This is a genomic window from Franzmannia pantelleriensis, from assembly GCF_900102875.1.
Lineage (GTDB): Bacteria > Pseudomonadota > Gammaproteobacteria > Pseudomonadales > Halomonadaceae > Franzmannia > Franzmannia pantelleriensis.
On sequence record NZ_FNGH01000004.1, the window covers coordinates 1 to 21,326 of the forward strand.

Consider the following 21,326-nt stretch of genomic DNA (forward strand, 5'->3'; position numbering starts at 1 on the left):
GCAGGGAAAACGCATGAAAAACCGCTCTACGACGGGCCTCGTAGCGCTTTACCAGTAGGAGCTAATGTGGTCATCTAACGGCTTTTGCTCATAGATGACCTCATGCTGACACCATCGCTTATGCACCATTTATCGATCGTTCCCGACTTCCGCCAGGCCTGGAAAGTGCAGCATCAGCTGTCGGATATCCTGTTTCTGACGGTCTGTGCGGTGATCTGTGGTGCCGAGGGTTGGGACGAAATCGAGGATTTTGGCCACGCAAAGCTCGACTTTCTGCGCCAGTACGGCGATTTTGAAGCTGGCGTGCCGAGCCATGACACCTTGGCTAGGGTCATGGCCCTGGTGAATGCCGAGCAGCTGCAAAGCGCATTCGCCGAGTGGATGAAGGCCTGCCACGATGTGACGGAGGGCGCGGTGGTGGCCATCGATGGCAAGACGCTGCGTGGGTCGTACTGCCGAGGGAAGGGCAAAGGGGCGATCCACATGGTCAGTGCCTTCAGTGCGGCGAATGGTGTGGTGCTGGGCCAGGTCAAGACGGCCGAAAAGTCCAACGAGATCACGGCGATTCCCGAGCTGCTCAAGCTTCTCAATCTGCAAGGCTGCCTGGTGACGATCGATGCCATGGGATGCCAGAAGAAGATCGCCACACAGGTCCTGCAGAAGGGCGCCGATTACCTACTGTCCGTGAAGGACAATCAGCCGGCCCTGGCAGACGCCTTCGAGGCCGCGTTTCCTATGGCCAAGGTAGTCAGCTTCGAGGGTGACGCCTATGTCACAGATGAGAAGAACCGTGGCCGAAAAGAGACGAGGTACCATATTGTCAGCGAAGTTACTGAAGAGTTTCAGGAGCTTAGCTATGAATGGCCAGGCCTGAAAACGGTGAGCGTGGTGATGAGTTTCCGCCAGCAAGGTGATGACGCACCAGAGGCGCCAATGATCCGTTACTACATCAGCTCTGCCGAACTGAGCGCCAAGAAGCTCGCCGAAGCGGCTCGCCAGCATTGGTTTGTCGAGAATAAGCTCCACTGGTCCTTGGATGTGGCGCTCCGCGAGGATGCTTGCAAAATCCATCGCGGTCAGGCCGCTGAAAATCTCGCCAGGGTGCGTCATATCGCCTTGAATTACCTCAAAGGGGAGACGCGTTTCAAAGGCGGAATCCGGCGGAAGCAGAAGAAAGCCGCCCTGGATGAGACCTATCTGGCCGACGTTCTCGCGGTGTAGGATTTTTCATGCGTTTTCCCTGGTGGCGGTGGCCATGCTCGAGCGGCTGGGCTGTCGGGTCACGGTAGCGGCCAGCGGTAGCGAAGCGCTGGCCTGCTGTGAGGCACAGCGCTTTGCGCTGATCTTCATGGACGTGCAGATGCCTGACATGGATGGCTTGGCGGTGACCCGGGAACTGCGTCAGCGTGATGGCTGGACCCGGGATGTCCCGATTGTGGCGATGACCGCAGGGGCGCTGGATGGCGATCAGGCGCGCTGCCGCGAGGCCGGTATGGATGGCTACCTGGCCAAGCCGCTGTTTCGTGAGACGCTGCTGGCGGTGCTGGAACGCCACCTGCCCGGTGAGCCACCAGCCACTGCGATGGCGCCGACCGACGCTGATGACCCGACGCCGCAGTGGCTAGATACCGCCGCCTTGCATGAACTCGAGGCGAGCTTGCCGCTGCCAGATCGTCAGGCGCTGCTTTCACTGTTTCAGGCCAATATGCCGGCACGCCTCGACGAGCTGAGCGCAGCCCACGCTGCCGAGGATATGGAGCACATCGCGCAGCTGGCCCATCTGATCAAGGGTGAGGCCGGAAGCCTCGGGCTAAGGCAGTTGATGCAAGCGGCACAGCGCCTCGAGCAGGCCGCCTCGCAGCGTGCATCCTGTCAGGCGGCACTGGCGTCGCTGCGGCAGCGGCTGGCGCCGTCGCTGGCGGCGTTGGAACAGCGCTGGATGCAGGGTGAACCCTCATAGCCAGCGCCGCTCGGCAGTGAACGACAGCGTGAACCAGCGCTGCTCGCCGGGGATGCTAAGCCGCGAGGCGATCTCCTCGCGGACCTCATCGAGCCGCGCCACTCCAGCGTCGCGGGCGAACTCGGGGGTGGTCAGCAGGTGGATCTCGATGGTGTGCACGCGGCCGCTCTTGGCCACGTGGCTGGCGTATTCCAGCAACCCCTCGTGGCGCATGACGGGCGCCATTGCGGCACGTACCTCGGCGTCCAGCGCTGTCGGCGCGATCATCATGACCTCGCGCATGGCGCGACGCACGATGCCGATCGGCACCGGCATGAAGCACAGCGTCAACACCGCCAGCAGCGCCGAGTCGACGTAGGGCGTCCAGTGTGCCAGCGGCGTCTCCTGCATCAGCAGCCCGGCCGCGAAGGCCACCAACAGCGCCGTCGTGATCAGCGCTGCCATCAGCCAGCTCTGGGTATCGATGCGCACGAACTCCGAGTGGGCACGGCGATTCAGGCGGCGCTCGTAAAAGTACATCGCATAGCAGACCGCACACACGATCACGGCATAGCCGATCGCCACGTCGAAGGCCAGCTCGCGGCCACCTTCCATCAGTCCACTGATGGCGTTCAAGAAGGCATAAAAGCACAGCAGCAGCAGGATCGAGCCGTTGAGCGCGGCGACCATCGGCTCGAAGTGCCAGTAGCCAAGCTGGAAGCGCCGGCTCGACTCCTTCATGACCAGCCGTGAAACGAACAGCGCCAGCAGCGACATGGCGGCATCGATGGTCGAGAAAACGCCGTCGAAGAGGATCGAGCGCGAGCCGGAGAGCAGCCCGAACACCACCCCCAGGCTCGCCACCACCAGCGTCGTGGCGGTAGAGATTTTCAGCGCACGCTGTTCAAGATAGGCATTCATTACGGTTACCTGTGCTGAGTGATCGGCGACCCTATATCAAAAAATCCACCGCCCGGATCGATGAAATCCGGGCGGTGGATCGTGGTATAACCTCGCGAGACGCTGTCGCCGCGGCGTCCGAGTGTTGAATATTCTATACCATGTCGGGGTGGCCTGTCAGCTGTGGCAGGCGTCGCCGCAGGCTGCGCTCGACGACGTCCTGACCTGGGCGATAGTCGTCCTGGCAGGCCGCCAGGGCACGGTTGAGGGTGAGTTCGGCGATGCGAGCATGATCCTGGGGCAGTGAATTGACCGCTAATGGCAGGAAATCCAGCAGCCGATCATCACCGAAGGTGGCCAGGCGCAGCCCCTGGGGCAGGTGGCCGCGTTCGAGCAGGACGTCGAAGACGCCATCTAGCAGGGTGTAGGACGCGGTAACCAGGGCGTCGGGCAGGCCGTGATCGTCGAGCAGCTGGCGCATTAGACGCGCCCCTTCGCCGCGGTCATAGCGCGCGGCGCTGTAGGTCACCGCTTGGGTCGCGGAGTCGGCCAAGGCTTGCTGGAAGCCGGCGCGGCGCTCAACGCTGATCGACAGTCGCGGCACCGCATCCAGCCAGGCGATACGTTCAACCTCGGGTGATAGCACTGAGCGGGTCAGGGCGTGGGCCGCCGCCTGGTTGTTGCTGACCACGCTGACGAAGTGCGCCGGATCCATGGCACGGTCGACGGCGATCACGGCCAGGCCGCCCGCCATCAGGTCGGCGTAGAAAGGGTCATCCATGGCCAGGCAACTGGCGACGATCAAGGCGTCGCAGCGCTGAGCGCGTAGTGCCCTTGCCAGCTCGCGCTCGCTCTCGGGATCGTCGTCGGAGCCGACGATCAGCAGCTGGTAGCCGCGCTCACGGGCGCCGCGTTCGAGACGCTTGGCGAGTCGCGCATAGCTGGCGTTCTCCAGGTCGGGAATGATCAATCCCAGGGTGCGGCTGGCACCGCGGCGCAGTGCGGCAGCCTGGGCATCGATGCGATAGTGATGGCGTTCGACCACGGCCATGACCTTATCGACGGTGTCCTGGCTAATTCGCCGTTCCTTGGCCCGGCCATTGATCACATAGCTCGCCGTGGTACGCGAGACGCCGGCCAGGCGGGCGATTTCGGCTAGGGTCATGACGGATTTCCTTGGCTTGGGCATTCGTCGGCTTCCTCATTCTACGCCAGCTGCACGGGCTTCGGCCCCCTGCCAAAGTCGTAGACGCTGTGGCTTGATAAAAGCGTGTTCTCGATCCAGCATTGTCGTTAGTGCATGGTGACACGATTCAGCGCGTGGTTGTAAGATTTAGTGACTGAAGCGCGGCCCGTCAAATGCCGCCCTGCCGCACGCCTATTATTGCCCCTCGCCCGTGTCGGGCGAGGCACGACCAGGAGGCAGCTCATGCTGACACTCGGCCAGGACGATATCCTTCTCGATTGCCAGGCCAGTGACTGGCGCGAGGCGCTCGATGCCGCCGCCCAGGCGCTGGAGACGGCGGGGCTGGTCGATACCGGCTACCGCCAGGGGCTACATGCCCGCGAGGCGCAGTCGTCGACCTTTCTCGGCAACGCCATTGCCATTCCCCACGGCACCCCGGATAGCCGTCAGCATGTCAAACGCACCGGGGTGCGGGTACTGCAGTTTCCCCGCGGTGTGGAGTGGCACGACGGCAACCGCATCCACGTGCTGGTCACTATCGCTGCCCAGAACGACGAGCACCTCGATATCCTGCGCCAGTTGACCCATGTGCTCGACCGTGACGGTGTCGCCGAGCGGTTGGCGGCGGCGAATGCGGCCGATGAGGTCGCTGCACTGCTCTCCAAGGCCGTCGTCGAGGCGCGCCTCGATGCCGACACGCTGTGCCTGGGATTCCCTGCCGCGGATGCCGCTGAGCTGGCGCTGGCCGGCGCGGCACGTCTGCGCCAGACGGGATGTGTGGAGAGCGAGTTCGTCGCGGCGATGGCCACCGCCACGCCCCAGTCGCTGGGACAGGGGCTGTGGTTGGCCAGCGGGGAGCGGGGTGTCAACCAGCCGGCGCTGGCGCTGGCGACCCCCGAGGCGCCGCTGACCACGGTGAACGGCCCGGTCAACGGGGTGTTCTGCCTGGCGGCCCAGGGTGATGCGCATCGCCCGCTGCTGGAGCGTCTGGTGGCGCTGCTCGACAGCGGTGCCGGCGAGAGTCTGGCGGCGCTGAGCGAAGCCGAGGTGCTGGCGCGCCTGGCCGGCGAGTCGGCCAGCGCCCAGACCGCCAGTGTTCGCGTACTCAACGCCCACGGGCTGCACGCGCGGCCGGCCAAACAGCTGGTGCAGGTGGCGCGGGCACAGCCGTTGGCGATCAAGGTACGACTGGCCGACGGCGGCGGTGCTGCGGTGTCGGCGGCCAGCCTGACCAAGGTGATCGGCCTCGGTGCGCGGCGCGGGCAACAGCTGCTGTTCTCGGCCGAAGGCGTGGGTGCCGAAGCGGCGCTGACGGCTGTCTGCGAGGCGGTCAGCGCCGGGCTTGGGGAGAAGGTCGCGTCGTTCGATGAGGGGCGCGAACACGCCGTCGTAACGTCCGGTGAGACGCCTGCACTGGAACCGCTGCCGGCTGACACCCCGCATCTGGCGGTGGCGGCGTCGCCGGGTCTGGCAATCGCGCCGCTATTCGTGATGCGGACGCCGCGCTTCGACTACCCGCGCCAGGGCTGCGGCGAGGGGCCCGAGACCGCACGCCTCGAGCAGGCCATCGCCGATGGCCAGACGCAGCTCGAGGAGCTGGTCAAGCGCGCGCCGGGCGGTGAGGTCGCCGAGATCCTGTCCATGCACGAGGAGATGCTCGACGACCCCGAGCTGCACCAGGCGGCCCGCGACGGTATTCGCGACGGCCTGTCCGCCGAGGGGGCCTGGTGGGAGGCCATCGATACTGCGGCGCATGCCCAGGAGATGCTCGCCGACCGGCTGCTGGCTGAGCGCGCTGCCGACCTGCGTGACGTCGGACGCCGCGTGCTCGGTATTCTCTGTCAGGTGGAGATGCCCGAGCCGCCGGCGCACCCTTATATTCTGGTGGCAGACGATCTGGGACCGTCCGATGTCGCGCGCCTCGACACCGGGCGGGTGCGCGGCTTGCTGACCGCCCGCGGTGGCGCCACTGCCCACAGCGCCATCCTGGCGCGGGCGCTGGGGATTCCAGCGGTGGTCGGCGGCGGTGCGCGCGTGCTGACCCTCGACAACGGCCTCGAGATGATCCTCGACGGCGAGCGTGGGCGAGTGATTCCGGCCCCGTCGGCGGAGCGGCGTAGCCGCGCCGAGCTGCGCCTCAAGGAGCGCGAGGCGCGTGAGCATGCGGCATGGGAGGCGCGCTTCGAGGAGGGGCAGACCCGTGACGGGCATCGCGTCGAGGTCGCCGCCAATCTTGGCAATACCGCCCACGCCGCGGACGCGGTGGAACGTGGGGCTGAGGGTATCGGCCTGCTGCGAACCGAATTCCTGTTTATGGCGCATGCGTCAGCGCCGGATCTGGCGACGCAAATCGAGGAGTATCGCGAGGCGATCACTGCCCTGGAGGGGCGGCCGCTGGTAGCGCGTACCCTTGACGTCGGAGGCGACAAGCCGCTGCCGTATTGGCCGGTACCCCAGGAAGACAACCCCTTCCTAGGCCTGCGAGGGATCCGTCTAGCGCTGACCCAGCCGGAGGTGCTGGAGACCCAGCTGCGTGCGCTGCTGATGGCCGCGCAGGGGGCACCGCTGCGGATCATGTTGCCGATGGTCAAGGACGTCGCCGAGTTTCGTCGGGCCAAGGCGATCTACGACCGCCTGTTGGCCGAGATTCCCGTCGCCGAGCGTACCACCGACGTACAGCTCGGGGTAATGATCGAGGTGCCGTCCTGTGCGCTGCTGGCGCCGAGTCTCGCCGCCGAGGTGGATTTCTTCTCGGTGGGGACCAACGACCTGACCCAATACACCCTGGCCATCGACCGCGGCCATCCCGAGCTCTCGGCCCAGGCCGACGGCCTGCATCCGGCGGTACTGCGCCTGATCCAGATGACCGTCGATGCCGCCCACGCTCAGGGCAAGTGGGTCGGGGTATGTGGCGAACTGGCCTCCGACGCCATGGCGGTGCCGGTGCTGGTCGGTCTGGGTGTCGATGAGCTGTCGGTCAGCGCGCGCCAGGTGCCGCTGGTCAAGGCGCGGCTGCGTGATGTCGACCTGGCTGAGTCGCGAGCCCAAGCCGAGCTGGCGCTGGCGCAGGCCACCAGCGAGGCGGTACGCGACGCCCTGGAGGTTCGCTGATGGCCAAGGTGCTCACTCTCAGCCTCAACCCGGCGCTGGACCTGGCGATCAATCTGCCACGTCTGGCGCTGGGGCAGGTCAATCGCACCGACGCGACTCATCTCGACGCCGCCGGCAAGGGCGTCAACGTGGCGCGGGTGCTGGCCGCGCTTGGCCATCGCGTGCGCGTCTCGGGGTTTCTTGGAGCCGCCAACGATGGCCCCTTCCTGCGCGCTTTCGAGGCCATGGGGGTCACCGACGACTTCCTGCGGGTGGCCGGCGAAACGCGCATCAACGCCAAGGTCGCTGAGCATGACGGGCGGGTCACCGACATCAACGGGCCAGGGCTGCAGGTCGATGCCGCCGCCTTCAGCACGCTGGTCGAACGCCTCGATGCGTTGGCCAGTGATCCAGACCAGCGTCCCGATGCGGTTCTGATCGGCGGTAGCCTGCCGCCTGGCATCGCCGCCGAGGATCTGGCCGCGCTGGTGGTGCGGCTGCGCGGTCACGGCCTGCCGGTATGGATCGACACCAGCGGGGCGGCGCTCAAGGCCGCCATCGAAGCCGGGCCCACCGCGGTCAAGCCCAATGAAATGGAGCTTGCCGACTGGGCTGGGCGGGCCCTGGACACGCGGGCCGAACGCCTCGCCGCGGCACTGCGGCTGCACGCCGCCGGCGTCGAGGAGGCGTTGATCTCCGCCGGGGCGGATGGGGTGCTGTGGGTCAGTCGTCGCGGCAGCTGGTTGGCCACGCCGCCCCGCGTCACGGTGGCCAGTACCGTGGGCGCCGGCGACACCCTGGTCGCCGGCATGCTGCACGGCCTGCTCGAAGGCCATGCGCCCGCCCAAGCCCTGGGCTTCGCTACGGCACTATCGGCCGAATCGGTTCGCCACCTCGGGGTGGGCAACGTCCACGCCGAGGATCTCTCTTCTCTCCAACAACAGACCCGTGTGCGTCGCCTTGACGACGTCGATACAGGGGGAGCGCTCGCATGAACATCATCCTGATCACCGCCTGTCCCAGCGGCATGGCGACCACCTTCCTCGCCGCCCGCCGCCTGGAGCAGGCCGCCGTTCGCCGCCAGTGGCAGGTCAGCGTCGAGATGCATGGCCAGCTCGAGCCGCTGACGCCGGTCAGCATTGACGCGATCGCCGCCGCCGACCTGGTCGTAGTAGCCGCCGAGCGGGTCCCCGAGCCGCAGCGCTTTACCGGCAAGCGCCTCTACCAGGCGCCCATCGACCAAGCGCTGCCTGACCCGGAGGCCTTCCTCGAACGAGCTAGCCGCGAGGCCCGGGACTTTCAGCCGGCAGCGGAGCCGCAGCCCCAGGCAGCAGCGGGGTCTGGCGGCAGCAAGATCGTGGCCGTCACCGCCTGTCCGACCGGGGTCGCCCACACCTTCATGGCGGCCGAGGCGCTTAGCGAAGCCGGCAAGGCGCTGGGGCATCAGATCCGCGTCGAGACCCAGGGCTCGGTAGGCGCCCAGGACAAGCTCACCGAGGAGGAGATCGCCGCCGCCGACGTGGTGCTGCTGGCCTGCGATATCGAAGTGGATCCCACCCGCTTTGCCGGCAAGCGCATCTATCGCACCTCCACCGGCAACGCCCTGAAGAAACCTCGCCCAACCATCGAGGCGGCGCTGGCCAATGCCGCGGTGGAAGAGGCCGGACGTGCCGCTGCCGGCGCCGAGGCCAAGAAGAGCCTCAAGGAAGTCGGCGTCTACAAGCACCTGCTCACCGGCGTCTCCTTCATGCTGCCGATGGTGGTGGCCGGCGGTCTGTTGATTGCCCTCTCCTTCGTGTTCGGTATCGATGCCTTCGAGCAGGAGGGCACCCTGGCGGCGGCGCTGATGCAGATCGGTGGCGGTACCGCCTTCGCGCTGATGATTCCGGTACTGGCCGGCTATATCGCCTACTCGATTGCCGATCGACCCGGTATTGCGCCGGGCATGATCGGCGGCATGCTGGCTGCCGAGATCGAGGCCGGTTTCATTGGCGGCATCCTGGCCGGTTTCCTGGCCGGCTATGTGGCGCTGGCGGTGGCGCGATACGTCAAGCTGCCGTCGAGCGTCGAGTCGCTCAAGCCGATCCTGATCATTCCACTGGTGGCGAGTCTGGTCACCGGCCTGACCATGATCTACGTGATCGGCGAGCCGGTGGCGGCAATCCTTTCCGGCCTGACCAGTTTCCTGGCTGGCATGGACGCCACCAATGCGGTGCTGCTAGGCATCCTGCTTGGCGCCATGATGTGTTTCGACCTGGGCGGGCCGGTCAACAAGGCCGCCTACACCTTCGGCGTTGGCCTGCTGGCTTCGCAGACCTATGCGCCGATGGCGGCGATCATGGCGGCCGGCATGGTGCCGGCGATCGGCATGGGCATCGCCAGCTTCGCTGCCCGCCACAAGTTCTCGCAGCCGGAGCGCGAAGCGGGCAAGGCCTCCTTCGTTCTCGGCCTGTGCTTTATCAGCGAGGGGGCGATTCCGTTTGCCGCCAAGGACCCGCTGCGGGTGATCCCCGCCTGCATCGCCGGCGGTGCGGTGACCGGGGCGCTGTCGATGCTGGTCGGCGCTCAGCTGATGGCCCCTCACGGCGGCATCTTCGTGCTGCTGATTCCCAACGCCATCACCCCGGTGCTGCTCTACCTGGCGGCAATCGTGATCGGCTCACTGATCACCGGGCTGGGCTACGCGGCCATCAAGCGCGGCGCCGCGCCGGTGGCGGTGGCCGCGACCAATTGATCTCCTCCTTGCATGGACTGGCCGGCACCCACGGGTGCCGGTTTTTTTATGGGGGGCGGTGTCGGGCATGATGGCATCTTGCTAGGGGAATATTCCTTATATATCCAGAAAGATGATCGTTCTTCTGGCATGTAAGGTAGATAATGGTCTGATAGTGTTTTTGAGGAAGATGGTGTAGTTTTTGCCTAGTATTACGGAGGCCCTTACCCGGGCCGTTCGTTCGCTCGGCGGCGCTACCCGCACCGCTGAGGTAACAGGAGATACACGATGTCTACTGCCCCCGTGACCCTGATGGTGGCGCGCCGCGTAGCCCATGGCCGCTACCGCGCCTTTATCGCCTGGCTCAATGAAGGCCGTGAGCTGGCCGCCGATTTCGCCGGCTACCTTGGCTCCGGCGTGCTGGCGCCACCGCCCGGCGACAATGAGTATCAGATCATCTTCCGCTTCCGCGATGCCGCGACCCTTGCCGCCTGGGAGCACTCCGCCTCGCGGCGTGCCTGGCTGGTGCGCGGTTCCGGCCTGTTCGAGGCGCCCCATGAACACCGCGCCACCGGGCTCGATCGCTGGTTCGCCGACGCCAGCGGAAAGACGCCGCCGCGCTGGAAGCAGGCGGTCGCCATCTGGTTGGCGTTCTTTCCCGTGTCGCTGGCCTTTCAACTGCTGGCGGGCGGGGTGCTGGCCACGCTGCCGCTGGTCGCCAAGGTGCTGGTCAGCACCCTGGTGCTGACGCCACTGATGGTGTTTCTGTTCATTCCCCTGTCGACTCGGCTGCTGGCGCCCTGGCTGCGCGGCGAGTGCACCGTGCGCGAGCAGTTGGGGCGTATGTTGCACCTAGGTCGTGCATGAATGAAAAAAGCGGCCCTGTTGCCAGGCCGCTTGAAAGGGGGTCGAGAGTCAGCGCTAGCTAAGTCTGGCAGCTAGCGGTATTGCCTCACGGCATTGTCAGAATGAGTCCCACTCCAGCTCGGCCTTTTGGCTGGCCTTGGGCGCGGTGGGAGCCGCAAGTGGCTTGGCGGGCGCGCTAGTCGCCTGGCCGCTCAGCGCGGGGCGTGACATGGGCGAGGCGCTGTCGGCGATCTTGAAGGTGGAAACCACCGATTCCAACCTGGCAGCCTGCTCCTCCAGCGAGGCGGCGGCCGACGAGGCCTGCTGGACCAGCGCCGCGTTCTGCTGGGTGACTTCGTCCATCTGCGACACGGCCTGGTTGACCTGCTCGATGCCCGAGCTCTGCTCCTGAGAGGCGGCAGAGATCTCATCCATGATGTCGTTGACGCGCTTCACCGAGGCGACCACCTCGCGGATGGTGCTGCCGGCGCTCTCGACCAGCTCGGAGCCATCCTTGACCTGGGTGGCAGAGGCCTCGATCAGTGACTTGATCTCCTTGGCGGCATCGGCACTGCGGCTGGCCAGGTTACGTACCTCGCTGGCCACTACCGCGAAGCCGCGGCCCTGTTCACCGGCGCGTGCCGCTTCCACCGAGGCGTTGAGGGCCAGGATATTGGTCTGGAAGGCGATCGAGTCGATCACGCCGATGATATCCACCACCTTTTTAGAGCTGTCGGCAATCCCGTGCATGGTGGCGATCACCCGGTCGACCTCCTCGCCGCCTCGGCCTGCGGTGGTCGAGGCGTCATTGGCCAGGGTGCTGGCCTGGCGCGCGTTGTCGGCGTTCTGTTTCACCGTGGCAGTGAGCTGCTCCATGCTGGCGGCGGTCTCTTGTAGCGAGGCGGCCTGCTCCTCGGTGCGAGATGACAGGTCGCTGTTACCACTGGCAATTTCCCGCGACCCGATATGAATCGAGCCACTGCTGTCACGCACGCTTGCCACGGTCTTGGCCAGACTAGCCTGCATATGTTGCATGGCCGAGAAGAGGCGGCCCAGCTCATTGCGCCCGAGCTCGGGGATCGGCTGGGAGAGGTTGCCCTTGGCAATATGCTCCGAGTGATCGACCGCTTCTTCGAGCGGCTTGACGATGCTGCCCACCAGGGCGACTCGTACGATCAGCACAATCAGTGCGGCGAGGATCAGCACAGCAATATCGATAACGCCGTATAGCCACATCTGCGACCGGTAGTCGGTCACCAGTTGGTTGGCGTATTCGTAACTGTAATCGCCGTAGGCACTGCTCGACGCGGCAAAGGCTTGGTTATGTTCGCGAGCTGTGGTCAGCAGGTCGAGATAGGCTGTTTCGTCGCCTCGCTCGAGGGCAGCTTGCTGAGGAAGGAGTACGTTATCGACCAGCGCAGTAAAGTCAGCCGCCACAGCCTCACTCATGGCGCTATCTGCGTCACTTTGATGGGAGTCAAAGATGGCAAAGTGCTGCTGGGCTGTATCCAGGCGCTGCTCGGCTAGCGACTTCTCTTCGGCGGCGAGTGACCTGTTGTTCTCGTCGAGAGCGTCCCAGTAGTTCTGATAGTGGAGCTGGGTATCGCTGACGGCGATCCGGCTTAGGTTCAAGTAGTTCAGCCTGTCCAGGGCGGTGCGGTCAAGCTCTGCGAGAGCGTTACCGCCCAGGCGACCGCCCTGGTAGCCCAGGCCGGCTACCACCAAAATCAGCACAATAAAGATAGTTAGTACGCCGGTCAGGCTGGCTTTGACCGAGAGGTTGTTCATCAAGCGATTCATGTATCGGGTCCTCAATGCAGAGCGTGGTAACTGTCCGCAGGCAATAAAAGGGTATGGGGAGCTTTGCCGCTCTGGTGGCGGCTTAAGGCTTAAATAATCGTTTGAGTGCCGCTATGCAGGTGTCTGCCCGTACGGTCTAGGTGTTTGTATCTACTTCCTAAGTGTTTTATCGGAAGGATAGAGAAAAGCTTTAGCCAAGAGCCGGATAAATATATTTTCTGTAACTTAATCTATGTTATTGGAAGTTTTAACAATACAGTGAGTCGGCATGCTGTAGCGCTTGGTGGGTTGCTGAGTGTATCCGCAGTGTTTTGAGCGCCGACGCCGAGGTGCCAGTGCAGGGGATTAACGAAGAAAGAGGCCTGTCGCTAGGCCGCCCGAGTGATGTAGTAGGAAGGCAGGCCCCCTGTTATGTGAAGGAGACCGACTCCATTCCGGCCTTGGCTTTGGGCTCTGAGTCGACCGTAAGTGGCTTGGCCGTGGGAGCTGGCCGCTTGGGTGGTCAGCGCAGGACATAACACGGGCGAAGTACTGTCAGTGAGGCGGCGGAGAACTCATCTATGATGTCGTTGACGCGCTTCACCGACTCGACCACTTCGCGGATGGTGCTAAAAGAGAAGGCTGGTGGTTGGACGTGGAGAAATGCTCTAGTTAACCTGCCCAATTTACGACTCGATGCTCGGCCTGGCTAGATGCGATTGGCCGCTTGAAGGGGGAAGAAAAACGCCATGCAGGTGCTACGACAGTTTTCGGCGCTCGGGCTGCTGCTGGGAACGCTGCTGTTTGCCTTTTCGCTGACCCCGAGCTTACTGCCACGCACCTTCGTCGTTCAGGGGGTGATCTCGGGGCTGTCGTTCTCCGCCGGCTATGCGCTGGGCGTCATGGCACGTTGGCTGTGGGCCTACCTCGAACTGCCGGTACCCGGGCCGCGCGGCTCGCTGAGCATCAAGCGCATCGCCGCAGGCGTCTGCGTGGTGATTGCCGGCGCATTCCTGTGGCGCGCCTCGGACTGGCAGGATTCGGTCCGGGTATTGATGGAGATGGAGCCCACCACTGGTACTCGGCCGCTGAGCGTGGCACTGATCGCGCTGGTCATCTTTGCGCTGCTGCTGCTGCTGGCCAGGCTGTTTCGGCGCACCTTCCGCTTCCTTGCCCGCCGGCTGCAGCGCATCGTGCCACGCCGGGTTTCCCATGTGGTGGGCGTGGTGGCGGCAGCGGCGCTGTTCTGGTCGGTCATCGATGGCATCATCTTCAGCCTGACGCTACGCACCCTGGATCGCTCCTATCAGCAGGTCGACGTACTGATGCCGGACGACCTGGTGCCACCCAGCGACCCGCAGGTGGCCGGCAGCGAGGCGTCACTGATCAGTTGGGAAGGCTTGGGACTGCGCGGCCGCCGCTTCGTCACGGCCGGGCCCTCGGCCGCTGATATTGAGGGCTTCCTGGGGGAGTCCGCCGAGCAGCCGCTGCGGGTCTATGCCGGCCTGAATGCCGCCGACACCCCCAAGCAGCGGGCGCAGCTGGCGCTCGATGAGCTCAAGCGGGTGGGTGCCTTCGAGCGCTCGCTGCTGCTACTGGCTACGCCTACCGGGCGAGGCTGGCTTGACCCGGCTGCGCAGAACACCCTGGAGTATCTGACCCGCGGCGATATTGCCACGGTGACGGCCCAGTACTCCTACCTGCCGAGTCCGCTGGCCTTGATCGTGGAGGGCGAGTACGGCGCAGAAACCGCCCGCGCCCTGTTCGAGGCGGTATACGGTCACTGGACCTCGCTGCCCGAGGACCAGCGCCCGGCGCTGTATCTTCACGGCCTGAGTCTCGGGGCGCTCAATTCTGACCGCTCCTTCGATATCTACGACATCATCGATGATCCTTTCGATGGCGCGCTGTGGAGCGGCCCGCCATTTCGTAGTCCTACCTGGCGCAGCATGACCCGTGACCGTGATGAAGGCTCGCCGGCCTGGCTGCCGCGATTTCGCGACGGTGCCGTGGTGCGTTTCATGAATCAGGACGGGGGCCTCGACGACGGCGAGACGGCGTGGGGCGACTTCCGCATTGCCTATCTGCAATATGCCAGTGATCCGGTGACCTTCTTCGAGCCCGAGGCGCTCTATCGAGAGCCGGAGTGGTTGCAGGCCCCGCGCGGACCGGATGTCTCTCAGGACCTGACCTGGTACCCGGTAGTGACCGGGCTACAGCTGTTGGCCGACCTTGCGGCGGGGACGGCGCCGCCCGGCTATGGCCACGAGATCGCCGCCGAGCACTACATCGAGGCCTGGCTGGCGCTGATCGAGCCCGAGGGCTGGTCGGCGGAGGACGTGGAGCGTCTCACGGCGTTGTTTGCCGCGCGCCGTTAGCAACGGCGTTGTGGAGCACGATAGTGGCGACATACACTGCAGGAAAACCCGTGCAGGATCGCCGCCATGCTTGATATGCCACGTGTGGATCCGGCTGCCGCCGATCAGCGTCAGGCCGCGGTGCGCACCGCGGTCAGCCACGCCCGTGACCCCCGCTGTGCCGCCACGGAACTCGCCGCTGCGCTGCGCCATCCGCAGCTGGGGTTCGTGCTGTTCTTCGTCAGCGCCGAGTATACGCTGGCGCCGCTGGGCGAGGCCCTGGATGCGGCCTTTGCCGGGGTGCCGATCAGCGGCTGTACCACCGCCGGTGAGATTACCCCCGAGGGCTATGACCGCGGCTGCATCGTCGCCGTCGGTTTCGATGCCCGCTACTTCACGGTGGGGCTGGCGCTGATCGATGAGCTGGAGGGCTTCGACCTGGTGCGCGCCCAGCGCGTTACCGATGGTCTGCTGGCCGAGGCACGCGGTCAGCCGCTGCCGGGCGGGGAGCACTTCGCGCTGACCCTGCTCGATGGTCTCTCTAGCTGTGAGGAACAGGTGCTGGCGACCCTCGATGCGGCATTGGGCAGCATTCCCAGCTTCGGTGGCTCCGCCGGCGACGACAACCGCTTGGCGCATACCCACGTCTACAGCGCCGGTCGCTTTCATGACCAGGCCGCGGTGGTGGTGATGTTCACCACGCGGCTGCCGTTCGAGGTCTTCACCACCCACCATCTGCGACCGCGCAGCGAAAAGCTGGTGGTCACCCATGCCGATCGCGAACGGCGTCGTGTGATCGAGCTCAACGCCGCGCCGGCCGCCGACGAGTATGCGCGGCTGGTAGGCTGTTCCCGCGAGGCCCTCGATGATGAGGTGTTTGCCCGCTACCCGCTGGCGGTGCGGATCGGCGACAGCTACTTCGTGCGCTCGATTCAGCGCGTCAACGACGACGGCAGCCTGAGCTTCTACTGTGCGGTGGAGAACGGCATCGTGCTGACCGCCATGACCCCGGCGCCGATCCTGCCGGACCTCGAGGCGGTGTTCGACGACCTGACGGCGCGGCTCGGCGAACCCGAGTTGATCATCGGTCTCGACTGCTTCCTGCGGCGACTGGAGATCGAATCGCTGGATCGACGCCAGGCGGCCTCGGCGCTGCTGCGGCGCCAGCGCGTGATTGGCTTCAATACCTACGGGGAGCAGCACCATGGCATGCACATCAACCAGACCTTCACCGGGGTTGTGCTTGGGCGCCCCGGGGCCGGCTGAACCCGACGCGGCGTCGCCGGCGTCAGCCAATGAGCAGGCGTTGGCCGAGGAGAACGCCCGGCTGCGCAAGGTGTGTGCGGCGCTGATCGAACGCGTCGAGTCCAGCGGGGTGGCCGGGGGGGCACCCTACGCAGCGTTCGAACATGCCGTGCTGCTGGCCGAGCAGGTGCGCGAGCGCACTGAAACCCTGCACCGTACCCTCGACGAGCTGAGCCAGGTCAACGCCGAGCTGGGCTCGGTAAATGCCAAGCTGCGCGAGGAGATTACGGTGCGCGGCGAGACCGAGCGGCGGCTGCGCGACGCCAAGGCCGAAGCGGAAGCGGCCAACCTCTCCAAGACCAAATTTCTGGCCGCTGTCAGCCACGATCTGCTGCAGCCGCTCAATGCGGCACGGCTGTTCACCACGGCGCTGGGCGATCAGCTCGAAGACCCTGCGCTGCCGGCGGAGTCGCGGCGGCTGGTGGGCCACATCGGCCGCTCGCTCAAGGACGTCGAGACGCTGCTGGGGACGCTGGTGGATATTTCGCGGCTTGACGCCGGCGTGCTCAAGCCCGATGTGGCGCCCTTTGCGGCGACCGAACTGCTCGACGCGCTGGCTGATGAGTACCGTCAGGTGGCCGCGGCTCGCGGCCTGACGCTGCGCTACGTAGCACCCTCGGCAGTGATCGATTCCGACCTGGCGCTATTGGCGCGGGTCGTCCGCAATCTGCTCAGCAATGCCATTCGCTATACCCAGCGAGGTTCCATCCTGCTTGGCTGCCGCCGCCGTCCTGAGGGGCTCGAGATCGTGGTCGCCGATACCGGCAGCGGCATCGAGGACGCCCAGCGCGATGAGATCTTTCTCGAATTTCGCCGCGGCCAAGCGGGCCAGCAGCAGAGCGACCGCGGTCTGGGCCTGGGTCTGGCGATCGTCGACCGCATCAGTGGCATGCTTGGCCACCGCCTGGCGTTGGCCTCCACCCCGGGCCGCGGCTCGCGCTTCTCGATTCTGGTGCCCTATGGCCAGCGGCCAACGCCCGCGTCCAACGGCGCTTCGGAAGCCTTGCCGGGAGTGGCGCCGCTGGCTGGCGCCCGAATCTGGGTGATCGACAACGACCCGGCGATCTGCGAGGGGATGCAGGCGCTGCTGGCAGGCTGGGGGTGTGACGTGGCCACGGGGCACTCGCTGGCAGCGCTGACACGCAGTGGTGCACTGGCCAGCGGTGCCGACGCGCTGATCGTCGACTACCACCTCGACGAGCATCAGCCCGATGGGTTCGAGGTGGCAGCGATGCTGCAACGACGTTTTCCACGTTTGCCGGTGGTGGTGATTACCGCTAATCACGACGCGACACTCAAGGCGCTCGCGAGAGAGCGTGGCTATCGCTGCCTGCTCAAACCGCTCAAGCCACTGCGCTTGAAGATGGCGCTGCTGCAGTGCGTGTCGACGGCACCAAGCGACGCTTCTGGCTGAGCAGCGGCTATGTCGCTGGCGGCCGGCCTCAATCGGCTGGCGACAGGCGGTAGAGCCCGCCGTCGGACTCGTCGGTGAGCACGTAGAGCATGCCGTCTGGCCCCTGGCGCACGTCACGGATGCGGCCTAACTCCTCGTCGAGCAGCACTTCCTCGTGGGCCACGCTGTCGCCGTCGAGTACCAGCCGGTGCAGCTGCGCGCGGTATAGCGAGCCGACAAACAGATTGCCCTGCCACTCGGTGATATCGTCGCCGGTATAGAACGCCATGCCGGAGGGCGCCATGGAGTCTTCCCACCAGTGGGCCGGCGGGGTCACGCTCGGCGCTTCCTGGCCGATGCCGATGAACTCGCCGGTGCTGTAGTCGCTACCGAAGGCGACCTGTGGCCAGCCGTAGTTGGCGCCCGCTTCGAGTCGATAGAGCAGATCTCCCCCTGAGGGGCCGTGATCGATGGCCCATAGTTCACCGCTGTCGGGCTGAATAGCGAGCCCTTGCTTGTTGCGGTGGCCGAAGGAGTAGATCTCCGGGCGCAGGTTGCCCGGCGGCATCTCGACGAAGGGGTTGTCGGGATGGGCGCCGCCGTCCTCGAGTAGTCGGATCATCGAGCCTGCCGGGTCGGTGAGGTCCTGGGAAGGGGAGCGCAGGCCGCGGTCGCCGATCGAGAACAGCACGCTGCCGTCACCGGGCAACAGGATTCGCGAGCCATAGTGGCGGCCTGGCTCGGTGCGCGGCGACTGGGCGTAGAGCGTCTCGACGTCGGTCAGCTCGCCGCCCTCTTCGTCGATTTGCGCCCGCGCCAGGGCAGTGGCAGTGCCGTAGTCGTCGTCGCTGGTTATACCGTCATCATCGCCGGGGCTGGAGTAGGTGAAGTAGATCCAGCCGTTGTCGTCGTACTCGGGGTGCACGGAGACGTCGAGCAGGCCGCCTTGATTTCCCCCTTCGGGCGCCGTGAGCTGGTCCTCGTCGGTGTCGATCTCGGGCAGGTTGCCGAGTGCGGTCACTTCGTCATCGTCGATCAGGTAGAGGTTGCCGGGGCGCTCAGTGACCAGCATGCGGCCGTCGGGCAGCCAGGCCATCGACCATGGGTGTTCCAGGCCGCTGACCAGCCGGGTGACGCGCAGCGTGGCCTCCTCGCTGTGGTAGTCGCTGAGGACCTCGTCGCCGGTCACGCTGGCGTCGGCGCGCTCTTCGCCGTGGCCATTGGCGTCGTTGTCCTCGGCATTGGCCACAGCGTAGGTCGAGGCCAGCATCACGGCGAGCGCCAGCCGCGGGAGTGTCCTGGGAAAGCGATCTTGAGGGGCGGGTAACGTCATATCGCAGTGCTCCTTGCAGGCGATGAAGTGTCGGGCGCGGGCAATCCGTGCCCAGCCATTAGCCTAGGAAAGCCGCTGCGGGCCTGCAAGCGTCAGGCTATGCAATGACGTCGGCGGGTGACGGTCGTAGGCATACACGCTAGCGCACGGCGTCGTCGCGCTCGCTGGCGAGGAGAATCGCCTGTACCCGGCTGCTGACCCTGAGCTTGCGCAGGATCGCCGAGACGTGCGTCTTGACGGTGGTTTCGGCGATGTCGAGACGGTAGGCAATCATCTTGTTGGACTCGCCCTTGACCATATGTGCCAGTACCTCGCGCTGTTTGCCGGTGAGCGAAGCCAGCTGACTGGGCGTGGGGGGCGGTGCGGCGCTGCCCGGTTGGCTGCCGCGCATGATGTCAGGCGGCAGGTAGACCTGGCCGGCGAGAACCTGCTGGAGGGCGGCGAGCAGCGCATCGCGCGGGGTCGACTTGGGGATATAGCCCACCGCGCCGAGATTTAGCGCCTCGAGGATGGTCTGCTTGTGCTGCTCGGCGGAGACGATCACCACCGGCAGCCAGGGCGCAGCCTGGCGTAGTTGCGCCAGGCCGCTGAGGCCCTCGGCATCCGGCAGGCCAAGGTCGAGCAGCGCCAGGTCGAGGTCGTCGTGCTGCGCGACGACACCAATGGCGGCGGCGAGACTGGCTGCTTCGAGGGTCTCGCTACCGCTGAGTCCGCGGGAGATCACCGCAACCATCGCTTCGCGAAACAGGGGGTGGTCGTCGGCGACCAGCAGCCGGTACATGGGGGGCGCGCTCCTCGTGCATGGCAGGTGAGAGATGGTAATGGCCTCCTACCAAGGGAGGAGGCCGGCTCCTGCCATGGCAGTATGTCGCGAAGTGCTGACCTGTCCAACACTGAAGTGAGCATCACCCATAACGACAATAGCCACAACCGACAGGAGTAACGCCATGATCTATGCTAACCCAGGCATGCCCGATGCCAAGGTCAGTTTTGCCAAGCGCTACGGCAACTATATCGGCGGTGAGTTCGTGCCGCCGGTCAAGGGTCAGTACTTCGACAACGTCAGCCCGGTCAACGGCGAGGTGTTCTGCGAGATTCCGCGCTCCACCGCCGAGGATATCGACAAGGCGCTGGATGCCGCGCACAAGGCGGCGCCGGCCTGGGGCAAGACCGCTGCTGCCGAACGCAGCAACATTCTGCTCAAGATCGCCGACCGCATCGAACAGAACCTCGAAATGCTCGCCGTGGCCGAAACCTGGGATAATGGCAAGGCGGTGCGCGAGACGCTGAATGCCGATATTCCGCTGGCGGTGGACCACTTCCGCTACTTCGCCGGCTGCATCCGCGCCCAGGAGGGCACCGCCGCCGATATCGACGCCAACACCGTGGCCTACCACTTCCATGAGCCGCTGGGTGTGGTCGGTCAGATCATTCCCTGGAACTTCCCGATCCTGATGGCCTGCTGGAAGCTCGGCCCGGCGCTGGCCGCCGGCAACTGCGTGGTGCTCAAGCCCGCCGAGCAGACGCCAGCCTCGATTCTGGTGTTGATGGAGTTGATTGGTGACCTGCTACCGCCGGGTGTGCTCAATATCGTCAACGGCTACGGCGCCGAGGCGGGCCAGGCGCTGGCCACCAGCAAGCGTATCGCCAAGATCGCCTTCACCGGCTCGACGCCGGTGGGCTCGCACATTCTCAAGTGCGCCGCAGAGAACATCATTCCTTCTACTGTAGAGCTGGGCGGCAAGTCGCCTAACATCTACTTTGCCGACATCATGAACGCCGAGCCTGAGTTCATCGACAAGGCGGTAGAGGGGCTGGTGCTGGCCTTCTTCAACCAGGGCGAGGTGTGCACCTGCCCATCGCGGGCACTGATCCAGGAGGAGATGTACGAACCGTTCATGGCCAAGGTGATGGAGCGCACCCGCGCGATCAAGCGGGGCAATCCGCTGGATACCGATGTCCAGGTGGGCGCCCAGGCGTCTCAGGAGCAGTTCGACAAGATCATGTCGTACATGGATATCGCCCGCGATGAAGGCGCCGAGTTCCTCACCGGCGGCGACAAGGAGCGTTTCGATCCGGCCTATGACAAGGGCTACTACATCCAGCCGACCCTGCTCAAGGGCAACAACAGCATGCGGGTATTCCAGGAGGAGATCTTTGGCCCGGTGGTCGCGGTAACGACCTTCAAGGACGAGGCCGAGGCGCTGGCGATCGCCAACGACACCGAGTTTGGTCTCGGCGCCGGGCTCTGGAGCCGCGACATGAATGTTGCCTTCCGCATGGGGCGTGCCATTCAGGCCGGACGGGTGTGGACCAACTGCTACCACCAGTACCCGGCCCACGCTGCCTTCGGCGGCTACAAGAAATCCGGCGTCGGTCGCGAAACCCACAAGATGGCGCTGGAGCACTACCAGCAGACCAAGAACCTGCTGGTCAGCTACGACATCAACCCACTCGGCTTCTTCTAAGCCTGCTTGCCGTGAAC

Annotated in this window: 15 protein-coding genes; 10 read left to right on the top strand and 5 right to left on the bottom strand. The window is 65.3% G+C overall.

Annotation, left to right across the window (positions count from 1 at the left end):
• Nucleotides 1–102 precede the first annotated feature (102 nt).
• Together BLT16_RS05780 and BLT16_RS05785 are read left to right on the top strand one after the other, a co-directional pair.
• A complete protein-coding gene (locus BLT16_RS05780) occupies nt 103–1,221 on the top strand; it encodes an ISAs1 family transposase (protein WP_089657596.1) in 1,119 nt (372 codons plus the stop codon).
• Between the two features lie 34 nt (nt 1,222–1,255).
• Entirely contained in the window at nt 1,256–1,960 is a 705-nt protein-coding gene (locus tag BLT16_RS05785; RefSeq protein WP_176817171.1) for a response regulator, read from the top strand.
• Here the strand turns inward: BLT16_RS05785 and BLT16_RS05790 are convergent.
• On the bottom strand, nt 1,955–2,860 hold the full coding sequence (locus BLT16_RS05790) for a cation diffusion facilitator family transporter (protein WP_089657598.1): 906 nt from the start codon (nt 2,858–2,860) through the stop codon (nt 1,955–1,957). The two genes, BLT16_RS05785 and BLT16_RS05790, sit on opposite strands and share 6 nt — an antisense overlap.
• A 133-nt stretch (nt 2,861–2,993) precedes the next feature.
• Complete coding sequence (gene cra, locus BLT16_RS05795) at nt 2,994–4,004, bottom strand: catabolite repressor/activator (RefSeq protein ID WP_089657599.1); 1,011 nt, start codon at nt 4,002–4,004, stop codon at nt 2,994–2,996.
• Nucleotides 4,005–4,268: 264 nt separating this feature from the next.
• Between cra and ptsP the strand changes: the two genes are divergently transcribed.
• From ptsP to BLT16_RS05815, 4 genes are all read left to right on the top strand, one after another.
• Entirely contained in the window at nt 4,269–7,136 is a 2,868-nt protein-coding gene (gene ptsP, locus BLT16_RS05800; RefSeq protein WP_089657600.1) for a phosphoenolpyruvate--protein phosphotransferase, read from the top strand.
• Complete coding sequence (gene pfkB / locus BLT16_RS05805) at nt 7,136–8,110, top strand: 1-phosphofructokinase (RefSeq protein ID WP_089657601.1); 975 nt, start codon at nt 7,136–7,138, stop codon at nt 8,108–8,110. The genes ptsP and pfkB overlap by 1 nt, the downstream gene beginning before the upstream one ends.
• A complete protein-coding gene (locus BLT16_RS05810; protein WP_089657602.1) occupies nt 8,107–9,849 on the top strand; it encodes a PTS fructose-like transporter subunit IIB in 1,743 nt (580 codons plus the stop codon). The genes pfkB and BLT16_RS05810 overlap by 4 nt, the downstream gene beginning before the upstream one ends.
• A gap of 267 nt (nt 9,850–10,116) precedes the next feature.
• Nucleotides 10,117–10,695 carry an antibiotic biosynthesis monooxygenase gene (locus BLT16_RS05815; protein ID WP_176817172.1) on the top strand — a complete coding sequence of 193 codons (579 nt, stop codon included), beginning with the start codon at nt 10,117–10,119 and terminating at the stop codon, nt 10,693–10,695.
• Nucleotides 10,696–10,791: 96 nt separating this feature from the next.
• Here the strand turns inward: BLT16_RS05815 and BLT16_RS05820 are convergent, their stop codons facing one another.
• Nucleotides 10,792–12,474: a methyl-accepting chemotaxis protein gene (locus BLT16_RS05820; protein ID WP_089657603.1), complete on the bottom strand. Its 1,683-nt coding sequence runs from the start codon at nt 12,472–12,474 to the stop codon at nt 10,792–10,794.
• A 728-nt stretch (nt 12,475–13,202) separates the two neighbouring features.
• On the opposite strand from BLT16_RS05820, the gene BLT16_RS05825 reads away from it, so the two are divergent.
• The 3 genes from BLT16_RS05825 (at nt 13,203) to BLT16_RS05835 (ending at nt 17,529) form a co-directional block, all read left to right on the top strand.
• Entirely contained in the window at nt 13,203–14,831 is a 1,629-nt protein-coding gene (locus tag BLT16_RS05825; protein WP_089657604.1) for an alpha/beta hydrolase, read from the top strand.
• Nucleotides 14,832–14,897: 66 nt separating this feature from the next.
• A complete protein-coding gene (nosP, locus tag BLT16_RS05830; protein ID WP_245701494.1) occupies nt 14,898–16,076 on the top strand; it encodes a nitric oxide-sensing protein NosP in 1,179 nt (392 codons plus the stop codon).
• Complete coding sequence (locus BLT16_RS05835; RefSeq protein WP_089657605.1) at nt 16,015–17,529, top strand: ATP-binding response regulator; 1,515 nt, start codon at nt 16,015–16,017, stop codon at nt 17,527–17,529. Before nosP ends, BLT16_RS05835 begins: the two co-directional genes overlap by 62 nt.
• Nucleotides 17,530–17,557: 28 nt before the next feature.
• Here BLT16_RS05835 and BLT16_RS05840 read toward each other — a convergent pair whose 3' ends face one another.
• Nucleotides 17,558–18,841 (bottom strand): PQQ-dependent sugar dehydrogenase, encoded by a 1,284-nt coding sequence (locus BLT16_RS05840; RefSeq protein ID WP_245701496.1) that lies wholly within the window; start codon nt 18,839–18,841, stop codon nt 17,558–17,560.
• A gap of 139 nt (nt 18,842–18,980) precedes the next feature.
• Nucleotides 18,981–19,622 carry a response regulator gene (locus BLT16_RS05845; protein WP_089657607.1) on the bottom strand — a complete coding sequence of 214 codons (642 nt, stop codon included), beginning with the start codon at nt 19,620–19,622 and terminating at the stop codon, nt 18,981–18,983.
• Nucleotides 19,623–19,788: 166 nt separating this feature from the next.
• Between BLT16_RS05845 and exaC the strand changes: the two genes are divergently transcribed.
• A complete protein-coding gene (gene exaC, locus BLT16_RS05850) occupies nt 19,789–21,309 on the top strand; it encodes an acetaldehyde dehydrogenase ExaC (protein WP_089657608.1) in 1,521 nt (506 codons plus the stop codon).
• The last annotated feature ends 17 nt before the right edge of the window (nt 21,310–21,326 follow it).

Coding starts and splice junctions, on each gene's coding strand:
- ptsP (WP_089657600.1), top strand. CDS start 4,269: ATGCTGACACTCGGCCAGGACGATATCCTTCTCGATTGCCAGGCCAGT.
- nosP (WP_245701494.1), top strand. CDS start 14,898: ATGCTTGATATGCCACGTGTGGATCCGGCTGCCGCCGATCAGCGTCAG.
- cra (WP_089657599.1), bottom strand. CDS start 4,004: ATGACCCTAGCCGAAATCGCCCGCCTGGCCGGCGTCTCGCGTACCACG.
- BLT16_RS05780 (WP_089657596.1), top strand. CDS start 103: ATGCTGACACCATCGCTTATGCACCATTTATCGATCGTTCCCGACTTC.
- BLT16_RS05840 (WP_245701496.1), bottom strand. CDS start 18,841: ATGACGTTACCCGCCCCTCAAGATCGCTTTCCCAGGACACTCCCGCGG.
- BLT16_RS05835 (WP_089657605.1), top strand. CDS start 16,015: ATGGCATGCACATCAACCAGACCTTCACCGGGGTTGTGCTTGGGCGCC.
- pfkB (WP_089657601.1), top strand. CDS start 7,136: ATGGCCAAGGTGCTCACTCTCAGCCTCAACCCGGCGCTGGACCTGGCG.
- BLT16_RS05815 (WP_176817172.1), top strand. CDS start 10,117: ATGTCTACTGCCCCCGTGACCCTGATGGTGGCGCGCCGCGTAGCCCAT.
- exaC (WP_089657608.1), top strand. CDS start 19,789: ATGATCTATGCTAACCCAGGCATGCCCGATGCCAAGGTCAGTTTTGCC.
- BLT16_RS05785 (WP_176817171.1), top strand. CDS start 1,256: ATGCTCGAGCGGCTGGGCTGTCGGGTCACGGTAGCGGCCAGCGGTAGC.
- BLT16_RS05790 (WP_089657598.1), bottom strand. CDS start 2,860: ATGAATGCCTATCTTGAACAGCGTGCGCTGAAAATCTCTACCGCCACG.
- BLT16_RS05820 (WP_089657603.1), bottom strand. CDS start 12,474: ATGAATCGCTTGATGAACAACCTCTCGGTCAAAGCCAGCCTGACCGGC.
- BLT16_RS05810 (WP_089657602.1), top strand. CDS start 8,107: ATGAACATCATCCTGATCACCGCCTGTCCCAGCGGCATGGCGACCACC.
- BLT16_RS05825 (WP_089657604.1), top strand. CDS start 13,203: ATGCAGGTGCTACGACAGTTTTCGGCGCTCGGGCTGCTGCTGGGAACG.
- BLT16_RS05845 (WP_089657607.1), bottom strand. CDS start 19,622: ATGTACCGGCTGCTGGTCGCCGACGACCACCCCCTGTTTCGCGAAGCG.